Raw genomic sequence first — 14510 nt, 5'->3', positions numbered from 1 at the left:
GGCTTTCGCTGATCAGGTTCATCCCTGGCTCCTTGTTTTGGGATCGATCGCATCGCGAAGCGCATCACCAAGAATGTTCAGTGCAAGCACCGTCAGAAGAATGGCGAGCGACGGGAAGACAACCAGCCACCATGCGCTTAAGATATTGTCGAAGCCCTCACGGATCATCCCGCCCCAGGTCGCGGTCGGCGGAAGGACGCCAAGGCCGATAAAAGCCAGCGATGCTTCGGTACGGATCGCCGATGCCATCCAGAGCGACGCCACGACAACAATATCCGACAGGATGTTGGGGAGGATATGCACCCGCATGATGTGCAAGGGCGTATAACCCAGTGACCTGCCGGCCTCGACAAAGTCACGGCGCTTCATGGCGATCGTCGGAGCCCTCGCAACACGGGCGAACGGTGCCGTCTCGGTAATCGCGATGGCGATGATGAGGTTTTCGAAGCTTGCACCCAGCATCGCGGCGACCATCAGGCCGAGGAGAAGCGTCGGGAAGGAAAGCATCACGTCGACGATGCCCATGACGATCTGGTCGAAAACTCCGCCGATATAACCCGCCAGGATCCCGAGCGCCGATCCGACGACCATGGCGATCAGCACGGACAGAAAGCCGATGGAAAGCGAAATCCTTGCGCCATAAAGCAGGCGCGAGAGGACGTCGCGGCCGTAGCTGTCGGTGCCGAACCAGAATTCCGCTGAAGGCGGGCTCAGGCGATGAAGAATGTTTTGCTTGAGCGGGTCATAGGGCGCGATGACCGGGGCAAAGATCGCGACCAGAACGATCAAGGCAAGCAAGCCGATACCGATCCAGGCGAAACGATTGCGGCGCAGAGCCCTCAAGACGGGGCTTGACTGCCTGGCCGGCAAGCTTGGGGAAATGGCAAAATCGGTCATTGCGCGTAACTCACTCTGGGATCGACGAGAGCGTAGATCAGGTCGGTCGCGGTATTCACGAGGATCACGAACGTCGCGAAGACCACCATCAGACCCTGGAGAAGGGTGTAGTCGCGCGACTGGAGGGCACCGAGGATCAGCTTGCCGAGACCGGGCCGCGTGAAGACGATCTCGGTCAGCACGGAGTTACCGATCAGCGTACCGAAATACAGTCCGACGACCGTGACGATGGGGATCAGGGCATTGCTGAGAGCATGCCGCACGATGAGCTTGCTCGGCTTGACCCCCTTGGCCCGCGCGGTCCGGATATAGTCCTCACCCATTACATCCAGCATCGACGAACGGGTCACCCGCGCAATGTAGGCCGTCATGATCAGCCCGAGATTGAGGGCCGGCAGAGCAAGGCTGCGTAGATGACTGAGCGGATCGGTGGAGGCCCTGCTCATGACGGGAAGCCATTGCAGCCACACCGCGAAGGCGAGGAGCATCAATATGCCGGAGACGAAGCCAGGGAAGGACAGGCCGACGAGAGACAGAATCCGGCTGACATAGTCCGGCCAGCGATTTCGCCTGACAGCCGCCACGACGCCGAGCGGAATGCCGAGGAGTGTGCCGATCAACATCGCAGCCAGTGCCAGTTCCAGCGTATAGGGAAGAACCAGCGCCACCTCTTCCAGAACCGTGCGCCCACTCGTCATCGAGCGACCGAAATCGCCGCTGAGCATGTCGGTCACAAAGCGCACATACTGAACCGGAATGGGCTGATCGAGACCGAGCTGCGCCCGAAGGGTTTGCAGTGTCTGCGCGCTTGCCCGATCGCCCAGCATGGCGACGGCGGCATCGCCCGGAACGAGCCGGACCAGAATGAAGACCATGGTCAGCATTGCAAGCAATGTTGGAATGGCCAGGAGAAGTCTCCGTATCACATAGCCGATCATGCAACTGCCCTTTCCTTGGCAAGGCGTTCGACGTCAAAGGCGCCGAGGTCGAGATTGGTCCGGCCTTCGCAGACGAGATCGGCAACCACCCTGCCGACCGAGGGTACAAGCTGGAAGCCATGGCCGGAAAATCCGAAGGTGTGAATGAGGCCGCCGGCCTTGCGCGAGAACCCGATAACCGGCAGGTGGTCCTCCGTCATGGCCTCCATGCCAGCCCAGGTCCGGACGATCCGCAAGCCCTTCAGTGCGGGAAAAAGACGGACGGCCGCACCGACCGATGCCGAAAGCGCCACGAAATCGACGCTCGCCGACTGCCGGTCACTGGCAAGCCGACCCTGCGATCCACCGCCGATCACCATTGTGCCTTGAGCGGTCTGCTTGAAGGAGAGTTTCCTTCCGAGCGAACTGACGACCGGCTTGACGCGCGCCTGCGTGCGCTCCGTCACCACCATCATCGAGGTGCGAATGGCCTGCCGGACAGGCTCACCGGCCAGCTCTGCGACCCGGTCCGCCCAGGCCCCGCCAGCATTGACAATGGTTCCGGCCTCGATGAGGCCACCCGATGTCTCAGCGATCCATCGGCCGGAGCGACGTTGCAGTCCGATGAGCAGGCATTGTTCGATAATCTTGACGCCCGCACGCAAGGCGGCATCGCGGAAGGCGATGATCGTACGGTGCGGGTCAGCGGATCCATCGCCGGCGACCCAGGCGCCACCAAGACAGTGCGATGAAAGATCGGGCACGAGTTCCCGCATCTCATCCCGGCAAATGAGTTGCTCGTGGGTAAAGCCCTTTGCCTCCAGACCACGAACGCGGGCTCGGATTTTAGCCAGCGCGACTTCGTCCTCCGCGACCTGCAACTGCCCGCAGGCGGTGAAACCGCAGTCGTCGCCTACAAGCTCGCTCATCTCGTGCCAGGTCGCGGCAGCCTCCAGGCTGAGCGGCAGTTCAGCCGGATCCCGCCCGAGCGTGCGGACACCTGCGGCAGTCGCGCCGGACGCATGCCGGCCGAGAAAATGCCTCTCCACGAGAATAACCGACACGCCGCGCCGCGCCGACTGAACGGCCGCCGACAGACCATGCAGCCCTCCACCGATGACGAGAAGATCCGCATTCATGACGCGTCTTCCAGATCACCGAGCGCCGCGATCTCACCCAGCGTCACAGGCTTGAGCGGCGGGCGAATGTTGAAGAAGCCGACGTCGCGAGCCGGGATTCCGTGCGCTTCCGCGATCAGCGCCTGAACTGAATATCCGCATTGCCGGCCCTGGCAGGGTCCCATTCCGCAACGGGTCGCAGCCTTCACCGCATTCGGATCCGGCGCGCTCACTTTCGCGACCGAACGGATCTGCGCAGCGGTTACCTCTTCGCAGCGACAGACGATCACCTCGTCTGCAATGCTGGCCGTCGGCGGCGGGTAAAGCGCATCGAGAAACGGACGCAACGCACGCGCACTCGCAAGGCGCTTGTCCAGCCCGGCTTTACGCCGTTCACCTTCCGCATCGAAGGAGGCATCGAGCTGATTGGCGATCCCCAGTCCCGCGATTTCGCCGGACAGCGTCGCCGCCAGCCAACCACCAATGCCGCCGGCATCGCCTGCGACGAAGAGACCCTGCTTGCTGGTCTCCCCCCATCGCGTCAGCCGCGGCGTGAAATGGTTCTGCAGGTCATTCCAATCATGAGCGCATCCGAGTGCCAAAGTCTCGTGGATACGCGGCACCACGCCCTCATGTACGAGGAGAACGTCGGCCTTCACCTTGCGTCGCCCGCCCGCCGATTGCCATTCCAGATATTGCAGCCGCTCATCGCCCACAGCGCGGAGGTCATGGAAGCCGCGCACCATATTGCCGCTCTTGCGCAGATCGCGAAGCCAGCGGGCCCCCTTCAACAAGCCGGGGATGTCGCGCCACGCACCGGCAAGCTTGGTCAGAGCCGCAAGACCCGGCCTGCGCGACGTATCGAGGAAACCCGCGATACGCCCTTCGAGACCCAGAAGCTGGGTCGCATAAAGCAGCGGCAGCGGACCGGCGCCTGCAATCCACACATCGCCCTGCGGCAGCATCCCTCCGGCCTTGAGCAGGATTTGCGCCGCTCCAACCGTCATCACGCCCGGTAGCGTCCAGCCCGGGAAAGGGACCGGCCTTTCCTGTGCACCGTTCGCGAGCAGGACGACGCGCGCGCCGATGCGGCGGGCCTCTCCTCCCGATGTCAGGAACAGGTTCCAGCCTTCTTCGATCTGCCAGACCTGGGTTTCGGGCAAATATTCTGCGCCGCAGTCGCGAAAGGCCTGCACCAGCGCGGCTCCCTTGCGATAATCGGCACCAAGAGCCTCGGAGACCCGCCCGGAATTGCGCTCGACGCCGCGCCAGATCTGGCCGCCCGGCGCGGGTTGCTCGTCGATCACCGCAACGGAGAAACCGTGTTTCCGGAGCCGGATTGCAGCCGACATACCAGCCGGCCCGGCGCCAATCACCACCACATCGTATTTCATTTGGAGATCTCCCGCGGCCCGTGCTGGCTTTCGATCCTCATGCCCGGTGCCACCGGAACGAGACAGCCTTGCATCGAAGCGTTGCCATTGACGGTCACCAGACATTCGAAACAGACGCCCATCTGACAATAGGGCAGTCGAGGTGTTTGGCTGACTGTCGATCCTCGTCCGGCTCCCGGAGAACGCAACAATACGCTCGCCACCGTCTCGCCATCCCAGGCGCCGATTTCGACGCCATTGACGAGGACGGTCATGTCCGAAGCCTTTCCGGGCCTTTCATGCACACTTTTGAACATTGAATCTTCCATTGGAAAAAGCTGCCAGATCCTCGGGCAGATGGCCGCCGGCCATGGCCGGCCCGATGACCGCGGCATGAACCGCAGCAAGCGTCACGCCCGAATGGCAGGCTGCCGCGAAGAGACCCGGATAGTCCGTCGATTCCGCATAGATCGGTGTCTTGTCGAGCGGAAGGACACGCAGACCCGCCCACTGTCTGACCAGCCTGGCCGAACCGAGCGCCGGGATGATCCGCGTCGCCCTTTGCGCTAGTCTGGACGCCGAGGCCGCCGTGACGCTCGTATTGGCGATCTTCTCGTTCGTGGCGCCGATCATCACGGTGCCGTCGGCACTCTGTCTCAAGCCGCTGCCGGGAAAAGGCAGGATGGGTGCAATTCGCTCCGTGACGAGGATTTGCCCCCGCTCCGATTTCATCGGCATGGCCAGACCAAGCGGCTCGGTCAGCGCCGGCGTTGCAAGCCCCGCGGCAACAACGACACGCGGCGCCCGCAACTCGCCATGCGGTACGATCACGCGGAACCCACCGGAGACTGGTGAAATCGCTTGGACCGGACTGCGATACTCGATCTTTCCCCCGAGAAGCATGATTGCGCGGTGCAAGGCCGCCAGAAGTTGCAGGGGGTTCACATGGCCATCGAGCTTGCAATAGCTGGCACCAACGACATCGGGACCCAGGCCCACCGCGGGCAGCATGCGCTCAAGCGCGCCGCGCTCGACCATTTCAGTGTCGGCCTGCGCACCTTGATTATGTGTGCGCTCGTTGATGGCGGCCCGGTTTGCATACTCGGTTTCGCTCAGACAGTAGACCAGCCCTCCGGGCCGTTCATAATCCACGCGATCGGCTGCGACCTTCGAAAGTTCATCCCTGAATGCGGGCCAGAGATCCGAGCTCTGGCGGGTCAAGGCGCTATAGGCGGGCGCGTCGGATCCCTTGCCTTGCACCCAGACCAAGCCGAAATTCGCACGGGCAGCCCGCGGGTCGCGATCCGCTCCGTCCAGTACGATGACGCGCGTTCCTTTCAGCGCCATTCCATAGGCCAGTGCCGCGCCGACCACGCCCGCGCCGATAATGATGACCTCTGCGTCCAAGTCGTTTCTCCTGTTCGTTCTTGTCACAATCAGAGACGAGAGGTAGATAGTCAAAGTCGCTTATTTTACCGTTGTATTCAGAGGGGTTATACCAGTGAGAAATCCCAGCTTGAGGCAACTGGAGGCTTTGATGGCCGTGGTGGAGGCCGGTACGGTAAGCAGGGCAGCGGACATCCTTCGAATCTCCCAGCCAGCCGCGAGCAAACTCATCCAGGATCTGGAGGCCGATACCGGGCTGCAACTTTTCGAACGCGACAGCGGCCGGCTTGTGCCGACAGGCCGCGGAATGCGGCTCTACGAGGAGGTCGAACGCATCTTCGGTGGGGTTCACCAGCTTGCGCGCGCAGTGGAAGCCATCCGCCGCGAAGAACACGGACAGCTGGTGATCGGGACGATGCCGGCGCTGTCCGGGCCTTTCATAACTAGGGTTCTCAAATTGTTTCGAGCCCGCCACCCCGATGTCTTCGTGTCAGTTGAAGCAAGGAGTTCCCAATTTCTGACCGAGGCTGTCCTCCTTCGCCGGCTCGACGTGGTGATGGTCATCAGCGGGTTGGAACATCCCTCCGTCGTGGGTGAAGCTCTCAAGAGCCCGCCGGCGGTGGCGATACTTCCGAAAGGACATCGCCTTTGCGAGAAAAAGGAATTGACCCCGCCCGATTTTGCGGATGAACCCTTCATCGCCTTCGGCCCGACAAGCATGATGCGCAGGAAAGTGGACGCCATCTTTGACGCTTACGGACTGAGGCCCAAAATCGTTATCGAAGCGACGACAGCACCGAATGTCGCCGAATTTGTCGCCGCCGGGCTCGGTGTGACAATCGGCGATCCCCTCTCTATGGAGATCGTCACCGATCGGGTGGTCATTCGTCGCTTCGTTCCTGAAATCGCCTTCGAATACGAGATCGTCCGGCCTGTTCGCGCCCGCAACAGCAGCCTCGTTGCGGATTTCGTAGCCGCCGCACATGCCGCGGCACTCGGCACAACGATCGCGCCCTGACGAGAAGGCCCCGGACTGTGCCATCCGTACGAATGCGGACGCAAAGGCCGAGGCCAGACAGGGACGTTGGATTGTTCAGCGTTTCAGCATTGTCTTTTCGGTGATCGGCGGTGCGAGATTGAGCGAGCCTGTCAATTCATAGCCGTAGTCGAGCGCCTTGCTGTGGACCCAGACCTGCATCAGGCTGAAAAGCGGGACCCCACAGACCTGCTCGAAGATCTTCTTCTGGGCCGCCGACCACTGCTTCATCCGCTCGTCATCCGAGGTTGCCCGCCGCGCCGCGGTGATTTCCGCATCGGCCGCATCGCAATGGCCGAAGTTCGTGACAGCTGTCGGCTTTCCGATCGCAGCATCAGAATGGTAGAACTGACTAAGATAACTATCCGCGACCGGATAGCGCGCAGCGCCGTAAAACACGACATCGCCCAGGTCCTTGCGGATCTGTTCCTGGTACGTTGGATGATCGACCACCTTCATCTGCAGATCGATGCCCGCCTCCGCCAGTTGGGCCTGGATGACTTCCATGATCGGCAGCTGGGACGAGTTCGAGGAAACGACGGCCGACAGCTGGACGCCATCGGGAAACCCGGCTTCCGCAAGCAGCGTCTTCGACGCGGCGGGATCATATTTGTATGTCCAGGTGCAATCCTCACCCAGATAGCCGGACGGAACAACGGAACAGCCCTTCGGCCCCACGCCAGCGCCGACAAATTGCACGATCTGGTCGACATTGATGGCTTGTGCGACGGCCTGACGGACCTTCACATTGTCCAGAGGCGGACGAGACTTGTTGAGGAATACTGTTCGGTATTCGCCGGGTGCGAAAATATCGACGACCGCATCATCCCACGCCTTTGCCTGGTCCACCCAGCGCTGTTCGCGCTTGCCGTAAATGAGATCGAGCTCGCCGGAACGGAACGCCAGCTCGCGGCTGGAATCGGTCGGAATGAGGTCGAACCTGATACCGTCGAGCTTCGGCGCGCCCCTGAAATATCCGGGAAACGCCTTCAGATTGACGGCCTGCTGTGTGATCGCGCTGTCGAACATGAACGGCCCGGTGCCGATCGGCCGGCTCTTGAAATCCGCGCCGAGCTTTTCGAACGCCTTTTTGCTGATGATATTGCCGCCATGATAATTGGCGATGAGCCCGAGAAAACCCGGTACCGGCTCGCTCAGCGTGATCTGGACCGTCATCGGATCGACAGCATTGATTGATTTGACGCCGGCGAAATCACTGGAGAACGATGACGTTTTCGGATCTTTGGCGCGCATCAGGGAGAACACCACGTCTTCCGCGGTGAGAGTGCCGTAATCGCCATGAAATTGAACATCCGGCCGCAGCTTGAAAGTCCATACAAGCCCATCGGGCGAGGAGGTCCAGCTCTCGGCTAGATCCGGTTCGATCTTCGCAGGGTCCGCACTGCCAGGCGGGAAACGCACGAGCCCGTTAAACATCCAGGAGACGAGCGTTACATCCGCGGTTGCAGTTGCCCGCGTCGGATCGAGTGTCGAAATATCCGGCGCATTGATCCCGACCCGAAGCGTTTCCGCGGCCGCAAGCTGCGGTGTGACCGCGAATATGCCCAGCGTTAGAGCGATTGCAGCCGCATCGATTTTCATGTTCTGCCGTTTCATGTTCACCTCCTTGTTATGATGCGATCCGGCCACGTTTTCCTATAGCTGTCAAAGTCGCTTACTTTGGACCGGTATTCGCAGAGGTTATATGGTCTTTTGCGTGCGCCATCGGTTTGGTGCCGCGTTGCCACACGGGTGAAAGTCCTCACGGCCGAACGGCAGCGCTCAAAGCTGCCGGAACAGCGCCATCCCATTGGCGGAGTGAGCGACACTTCAAGTCTCGAAGAGACGGGACCGGACCCTAAGATTCGCTCGCCTGCGCCGAACCGCAACCTCGACAAGTCTGTGCAATACGTTTTGCAGCATTCGGCGGGGCTCAATGACGAAAGCCGGGATGTCCATCCCGGCTATCGCCGTTAGAAGTGACGCTTGCGGTTCTTGATGTCTTAAAAGCGTGATGTCACGCCTTACCATAGCCTCCGGCCGTCGGCGTCACCACTGTCACGGCCTCGCTTGCACGGATGATCGTCTGGTCGCATCCCTTGAGTTCCTCCACCGAACCGTCGAGACGTCGCACGGTGGTGAGGCCCAGTTGCCCTTCCTCGCCGCCGTCAAGCCCGTGCGGCCTTATCGTTCGGTGCGAGGAGAGGATGGCGCAATCCATGTCTTCGAGGAAGCGGATCGTCCGCTTCGTGCCGCTGCCGGCCGGAAACGCGCCCTTGCCGCCTGAATTTTCCCGGATGTGAAAATCTTCCAGCAGCACCGGATAGCGCGTCTCCAAGATCTCCGGGTCGGTGAGGCGCGAATTGGTCATGTGGACATGCACCGCATCCGTTCCCGCGAAGCCGGTGCCGTCGTTGAACCGGCCGGCCGGAGAACCGGAGCATAGCGTCTCGTAATATTGGTAGACCGCGTTGCCGAAGGTGAGGTTGTTCATCGTTCCCTGGCTGGCGGCAATCGCACCGAGTGCCCCGAACAGCGCATTGGTCACATGTTGCGAGGTCTCGACATTGCCGGCAACAACCGCCGCCGGATAACGCGGCTTCAGCATTGAACCTTCCGGCACGATGATGCGGATCGGCTTGAGGCAGCCGGCATTCATCGGGATCGAGCTTTCGACCATGACGCGGAAGACATAGAGGACGGCCGCCCGGGTAACCGGTTCGGGTGCATTGAAGTTGTTCTGTCTCTGCTCGCTGGTGCCGGTGAAATCGACGGTCGCCTCGCGCTTGGCCTTGTCGACAGTGATTTTCACCCGGATTGTGCTGCCCTGATCGGTCGTATAGGCAAATTCCGCGTCGTTGAGCTTCTCCAGCACACGGCGAACGCTTTCCTCCGCATTGTCCTGCACATGGCCCATATAGGCCTGCACGACATCGAGCCCGAACTGGCCGATCATCTTGCGCATTTCGTGCACGCCCTTTTCATTGGCGGCGATCTGGGCGCGAAGGTCGGCGACGTTCTGGGCGACGTTGCGTGCAGGGTAGGGATGATCCGAAAGCAGGCTGGTGATGCCAGCCTCATCGAACCGACCGCGATCGACCAGCAGCACGTTGTCGAACAGCACGCCCTCCTCGTCGACGGTGGTCGCAAGCGGCGTCATCGACCCCGGCGCGGTGCCGCCGACATCGGCATGGTGACCGCGCGAGGCGACGTAGAAGAGGATCGTCTCACCGGCTTCATCGAAGACAGGCGTCACGACGGTAATGTCCGGCAGGTGTGTGCCACCGTTATAGGGGGCGTTCAACGCAAACACGTCGCCGGGGCGGATCCTGCCCTTGTTCTGGGCAATCACGCTTTCGACGGATCGGTCCATCGAGCCGAGATGTACCGGCATATGCGGGGCATTGGCGACCAACGCGCCGTTCTTGTCGAACACGGCGCAGGAGAAGTCGAGCCGCTCCTTGATGTTGACCGAAGACGCCGTGTTCTGCAGTGTCACACCCATCTGTTCAGCGATCGACATGAACAGGTTGTTGAACACTTCGAGCAGGACCGGATCGGCCTGCGTGCCGACCGCCATGGCGCGGGAAAGCGCGGCGACGCGCTTCAGCACGACGTGGTTCAGCTTCGTGATCTCGAAGGCCCAGCCCTTTTCGACGATGATCGTCTGATGCGGTTCGACGATGAGGCAGGGTCCATTGGCGCGGGCGCCCGGCACAATGTCGGCGCGGCGGTAGATCGGAGCGTCCTGCCATGCGCCGCCGGAGAAGAACTTCGAGCTTTCCGTGGACTTCGGTGGGGCTGCATCGAGCGCAAACTCAAGCTCGGAGGAATCGGCGCCGCCGCCGACCGCCTCCACCTCATAGGATTCGAAGATGATCTCGCGATTTTCGAAGATGAAGCCGAACTGTTTGCGATGCGCCGTCTCGAAAGCGGCCGTCATCCCGGCCACATCGGTCACGGGTACGGACAAAGTCGTGTCCGTGCCCTGATAGCGCAAATGGGCACGATGGGCCACATCGGTATCCGCCTCCGCCACGCCTTGGCTCTTCATTTCCGATAGCACGCTGGTGGTCAATTCGTCGCGCACCGGGCCGAGGGAGGAGAGTGCTGCAGCCAGGCCTTCCGACACTGTGCGCTGGCGGGTGGCGCGAATATCGGCGAGCCCCATGCCGTAGGCGGAGAGAATGCCGGAGAACGGATGGATCAGCACGGTCGAGATGCCGAGAGCATCTGCGGTGAGGCAGGCATGCTGGCCGCCGGCGCCGCCGAAGCAGGTCAGCGCGTAATTCGTAACGTCATAGCCGCGCTGGACGCTGATCTTCTTCACCGCATTGGCCATATTCTCGACCGCGATGGCGAGAAAACCGTCGGCCACCTGTTCCGGCGTGCGTCCGTCGCCGACGACCTTCGCCATCTCCTCGAAGGCGGCGCGCACCGCATCCGCATCGAGAGGCTGGTCGCGGTTGGGGCCGAAGATTTTCGGGAAGAGGTCGGGCGACAGCTTGCCGAGCATGACGTTCGCATCTGTCACCGTCAGCGGGCCGCCGCGGCGATAGGCCTTGGGGCCGGGATTGGCGCCGGCGGAATCCGGACCGACGCGGAAACGGCCGTTCTCGAAATGCAGGATGGAGCCGCCGCCGGCCGCGACGGTGTGGATCGACATCATCGGCGCGCGCATTCTGACGCCAGCCACTTCCGTCTCGAAGGACCGTTCCAGCTCGCCGTCATAATGGGACACGTCGGTGGATGTGCCGCCCATGTCGAAGCCGACCATGCGGTCGAAACCGGCAAGCCGCGATGTTTCCACCGCGCCGACCACACCGCCGGCCGGGCCGGACAGGATGGCATCCTTGCCCTGGAACAGCCGGGCCGCCGTCAGGCCGCCGGACGACTGCATGAACATCAGCTGCGGACCGTCATCGGCGGCGCCGTTCACATCCGCTCCGAGCTCTTCCGCCACCTGTTCGACATAGCGGCGAAGGATCGGCGAGAGATAGGCGTCGACGACGGTCGTGTCGCCGCGGCCGACCAGCTTGATCAGCGGTGATACCTCGTGGCTGACGGAGATCTGGGTGAAACCGATCTCGCGGGCAATCGCAGCGACAAGATGTTCGTGAGCCGGATAGCGGTATGCATGCATGAAAACGACGGCGATGGCGCGGTATCCGGCATCAAACTGGGCCTGAAGGTCGGCGCGGACCGTCGCCTCGTCGGGCTTCGCCTCGACCTCACCGTCGGCGCGGACGCGTTCGTCGATTTCGACCACGGCGCTGTAGAGCAGTTCCGGCTTGATGATCTTCTTGGCAAAGATGTCCGCGCGCGCCTGGTAGCCGATCGCCAGCGCATCCCGGAAACCGCGGGTGGTGACGAGCAGCGTCTTTTCGCCCTTGCGCTCCAGAAGCGCATTTGTGGCGACCGTCGTCCCCATTTTCACAGCGCCGATGAGATCGGAGGGAATGGGCTGACCGGCGGCCACACCGAGAAGCTCGCGAATGCCCTGCACTGCGGCATCTCGATAGGCTTCCGGATTCTCCGACAGAACCTTGTGCGCGACCAGCGTTCCATCCGGCTTGCGGCCGACGATGTCGGTGAAAGTGCCGCCGCGATCGATCCAGAAATCCCACTTCGCGCCCGTCGCCGCAGCTGCATCGCCAGCCATGTCCATGCCCCTCTCAAAGCTTGTTTGACATAACGAAAACAGTTCGTCGATAAAACGTCAATGATTGATTGACAGCAAATTGCCTATTGCTGCATCATGCTTTCATAACGGGCAAAGCGGCCGCCAGAGCCGCGCCCAAACGGCAACCGAGGGGAAGCCACATGAGCGATTTCCGCATTTTTGAGCGGAGGGCATGCCATGTCCACCGCTGATCCACGCCATAGCGTATTTCCCGAACCCGTTCGCAAAGCGCTGGACGGTCTTTATCTCGGTGCCGGCTATCTCGGTGGCGTTTTCCTCGTCGCCATCTTCGTCATCATGCTGTCCCTCTCGGCTGGCCGCCCGCTTGGCATAGACATTCCGGCGGGTGACGATTTCACCGCCTGGTGCATGGCCGCCTGCGCCTTCCTGGCGCTCGCCCATACCTTCCGCTCCGCCGAACTCATCCGCATGGGCCTCGTCATCGACCGCATCAGCGGCAAGCCGCGGCATGGCATCGAGATCGTCTGCACGCTGATCGGAACGCTCGCAGTCGGCTATTTCGCCTGGTACGCGGTCGACATGACCTGGATGTCATGGGTGTTCAACGATGTCTCGCAGGGTGTCGTCGCCGTACCGCTCTGGATCCCGCAGCTCGGCATGTCTGTCGGTCTCGTTGTTCTCGCCATCGCCTTTGTCGACGAGCTGCTGCATGTCATCTTCGGCGGCAGCCCGCGCTACGAGAAGCCTGTCGCCAAGACCGACGAGGAAATCATCGAGCGCGTCATGGAAAGCGGGGTGTGACGATGGATGCCAGCTATCTCGTCGAAATTTCCGGCCTCATCCTCGCAGCGATGCTGCTGTTGCTCATCAGCGGTGTGTGGATCGGCCTCTCGCTGCTGATCTGCGGCTTCATCGCCATGCAGTTCGCCCCGGCCGGAATTCAGCTGGGGGCAGCGCTTGCGACAAATGCCTGGAGCGGTTCGGCCTCCTGGAGTCTCGCGGCATTGCCGCTCTTCATCTGGATGGGGGAGATCCTCTACCGCACGCGGCTGTCGGACGAAATGTTCCGCGGCCTGTCGCCCTGGCTCAACTGGGTGCCCGGCCGGCTTGTCCATGTCAACGTTCTTGGCTGCGGCCTGTTCGGCGCGGTGTCGGGTTCGTCCGCCGCCACGACGGCGATGGTCGCGAAGATCACCCTGCCGGAACTGAAGAAGCGCGGTTATAACGAGAAGATCAGCCTGGGCTCGCTGGCCGGTGCCGGTACGCTCGGCTTCCTCGTGCCGCCCTCCATCCCGATGATCGTCTATGCAGTGGCCGCCAATGTTTCGATCATCCAGATGTTCATGGCCGGTCTCGTGCCCGCCGTCATCGTCATGGCCCTCTATATGGGCGCGATCGTTGCTTGGCACGTCGCCAATCCCGACCAGAGCCCCGCACCGGAACCGAGAATCTCGTTCAGCGAAAAGCTGAGGCAGACCTTGAACCTCATTCCGCTGGCGGCGCTGATCCTCACCGTCTTCGGAGCGCTGATGCTCGGCTGGGCCACGGCGACGGAATGCGCCGCCTGGGGCGTGCTCGGTGCGCTCGTCATCGCACTCTGGCAGAAGGCGCTGACCTGGAAGAGTTTTATTGAAAGCGTCATGGGCGCCACGCGTATGACCTCGATGATCATGCTGATCCTGACCGGCGCCGGCTATATGTCAATTGCCATGGGCTATACCGGAATTCCAAATGCGCTGGCCACGTGGGTCGACAGTTTCCAGCTCAGCCCCTACGCGCTGATCGCCGTCCTGACGCTTATGTATGTCCTGCTTGGCTGCGCCATCGACGGCCTGTCGATGATCGTGCTGACGACCGTAGTCGTGCTGCCGATGATCCAGCAGGCCGGCTTCGATCTCGTCTGGTTCGGCATTTTCCTGGTGCTGATGGTCGAGATGGCGCAGATCACCCCGCCGGTCGGCTTTAATCTCTTCGTCCTGCAGACGATGAGCGGCCGCGACAGCCTGACGGTGGCAAAAGCCGCTTTGCCCTTCTTCTTCCTGCTTCTGGCGACGGTCGCCATCCTCACGATTTTCCCGGAAATCGTGCTGGTCCTGCCACGAATGGTTTATCCGGGATAAAGCTCAAAAAGGGGAATGA

The 14510-nt window shown here is 61.7% G+C and carries 11 protein-coding genes; 3 read left to right on the top strand and 8 right to left on the bottom strand.

The annotated features are described in order from the left end of the window. Positions 1 to 18: 18 nt before the first annotated feature. The 6 genes from QTJ18_RS01550 to QTJ18_RS01525 are packed head-to-tail and all read right to left on the bottom strand — an operon-like array spanning position 19 to position 5712. Positions 19 to 897, bottom strand: a complete 879-nt coding sequence (locus tag QTJ18_RS01550) for an ABC transporter permease (RefSeq protein WP_252752375.1) — start codon at positions 895 to 897, stop codon at positions 19 to 21. After that, the gene (locus QTJ18_RS01545) at positions 894 to 1835 is read right to left on the bottom strand and encodes an ABC transporter permease (RefSeq protein ID WP_252752376.1); all 942 of its coding nucleotides are present in this window, start codon (positions 1833 to 1835) and stop codon (positions 894 to 896) included. The genes QTJ18_RS01550 and QTJ18_RS01545 overlap by 4 nt, the downstream gene beginning before the upstream one ends. Next, on the bottom strand, positions 1832 to 2953 hold the full coding sequence (locus QTJ18_RS01540; protein ID WP_252752377.1) for an NAD(P)/FAD-dependent oxidoreductase: 1122 nt from the start codon (positions 2951 to 2953) through the stop codon (positions 1832 to 1834). Before QTJ18_RS01540 ends, QTJ18_RS01545 begins: the two co-directional genes overlap by 4 nt. Next, positions 2950 to 4326, bottom strand: a complete 1377-nt coding sequence (locus tag QTJ18_RS01535) for an NAD(P)/FAD-dependent oxidoreductase (protein WP_252752378.1) — start codon at positions 4324 to 4326, stop codon at positions 2950 to 2952. The genes QTJ18_RS01540 and QTJ18_RS01535 overlap by 4 nt, the downstream gene beginning before the upstream one ends. Next, positions 4323 to 4622, bottom strand: a complete 300-nt coding sequence (locus tag QTJ18_RS01530) for a (2Fe-2S)-binding protein (RefSeq protein WP_252752379.1) — start codon at positions 4620 to 4622, stop codon at positions 4323 to 4325. Before QTJ18_RS01530 ends, QTJ18_RS01535 begins: the two co-directional genes overlap by 4 nt. Further along, positions 4603 to 5712 (bottom strand): NAD(P)/FAD-dependent oxidoreductase, encoded by a 1110-nt coding sequence (locus tag QTJ18_RS01525; protein WP_252752380.1) that lies wholly within the window; start codon positions 5710 to 5712, stop codon positions 4603 to 4605. The genes QTJ18_RS01530 and QTJ18_RS01525 overlap by 20 nt, the downstream gene beginning before the upstream one ends. A gap of 130 nt (positions 5713 to 5842) precedes the next feature. On the opposite strand from QTJ18_RS01525, the gene QTJ18_RS01520 reads away from it, so the two are divergent. Then, positions 5843 to 6709, top strand: a complete 867-nt coding sequence (locus QTJ18_RS01520; protein ID WP_252752381.1) for a LysR substrate-binding domain-containing protein — start codon at positions 5843 to 5845, stop codon at positions 6707 to 6709. Positions 6710 to 6784: 75 nt separating this feature from the next. Here QTJ18_RS01520 and QTJ18_RS01515 read toward each other — a convergent pair whose 3' ends face one another. Together QTJ18_RS01515 and QTJ18_RS01510 are read right to left on the bottom strand one after the other, a co-directional pair. Further along, a complete protein-coding gene (locus tag QTJ18_RS01515) occupies positions 6785 to 8344 on the bottom strand; it encodes an ABC transporter substrate-binding protein (protein WP_252752382.1) in 1560 nt (519 codons plus the stop codon). 400 nt (positions 8345 to 8744) lie between these two features. Further along, positions 8745 to 12389 carry a hydantoinase B/oxoprolinase family protein gene (locus QTJ18_RS01510; RefSeq protein ID WP_252752383.1) on the bottom strand — a complete coding sequence of 1215 codons (3645 nt, stop codon included), beginning with the start codon at positions 12387 to 12389 and terminating at the stop codon, positions 8745 to 8747. 198 nt (positions 12390 to 12587) lie between these two features. Here QTJ18_RS01510 and QTJ18_RS01505 point away from each other — a divergent pair, with 198 nt between their 5' ends. Next, complete coding sequence (locus tag QTJ18_RS01505) at positions 12588 to 13172, top strand: TRAP transporter small permease (RefSeq protein WP_252752384.1); 585 nt, start codon at positions 12588 to 12590, stop codon at positions 13170 to 13172. A gap of 2 nt (positions 13173 to 13174) precedes the next feature. Then, positions 13175 to 14491, top strand: coding sequence for a TRAP transporter large permease (locus QTJ18_RS01500; RefSeq protein ID WP_252752439.1), 1317 nt, complete (start codon positions 13175 to 13177; stop codon positions 14489 to 14491). Positions 14492 to 14510 lie beyond the last annotated feature (19 nt).

It is taken from the genome of Rhizobium sp. SSA_523 (assembly GCF_030435705.1).
In the GTDB taxonomy this organism is placed as follows: Bacteria; Pseudomonadota; Alphaproteobacteria; order Rhizobiales; family Rhizobiaceae; genus Neorhizobium.
This window is presented reverse-complemented; position numbering and strand designations above follow the sequence as displayed.

Excerpts from the sequence above, each read along its gene's own strand:
- QTJ18_RS01545 (WP_252752376.1), bottom strand. The coding sequence starts at position 1,835 with ATGATCGGCTATGTGATACGGAGACTTCTCCTGGCCATTCCAACATTG.
- QTJ18_RS01505 (WP_252752384.1), top strand. The coding sequence starts at position 12,588 with ATGTCCACCGCTGATCCACGCCATAGCGTATTTCCCGAACCCGTTCGC.
- QTJ18_RS01535 (WP_252752378.1), bottom strand. The coding sequence starts at position 4,326 with ATGAAATACGATGTGGTGGTGATTGGCGCCGGGCCGGCTGGTATGTCG.
- QTJ18_RS01550 (WP_252752375.1), bottom strand. The coding sequence starts at position 897 with ATGACCGATTTTGCCATTTCCCCAAGCTTGCCGGCCAGGCAGTCAAGC.
- QTJ18_RS01500 (WP_252752439.1), top strand. The coding sequence starts at position 13,175 with ATGGATGCCAGCTATCTCGTCGAAATTTCCGGCCTCATCCTCGCAGCG.
- QTJ18_RS01520 (WP_252752381.1), top strand. The coding sequence starts at position 5,843 with ATGGCCGTGGTGGAGGCCGGTACGGTAAGCAGGGCAGCGGACATCCTT.
- QTJ18_RS01515 (WP_252752382.1), bottom strand. The coding sequence starts at position 8,344 with ATGAAACGGCAGAACATGAAAATCGATGCGGCTGCAATCGCTCTAACG.
- QTJ18_RS01540 (WP_252752377.1), bottom strand. The coding sequence starts at position 2,953 with ATGAATGCGGATCTTCTCGTCATCGGTGGAGGGCTGCATGGTCTGTCG.
- QTJ18_RS01530 (WP_252752379.1), bottom strand. The coding sequence starts at position 4,622 with ATGTTCAAAAGTGTGCATGAAAGGCCCGGAAAGGCTTCGGACATGACC.
- QTJ18_RS01510 (WP_252752383.1), bottom strand. The coding sequence starts at position 12,389 with ATGGCTGGCGATGCAGCTGCGGCGACGGGCGCGAAGTGGGATTTCTGG.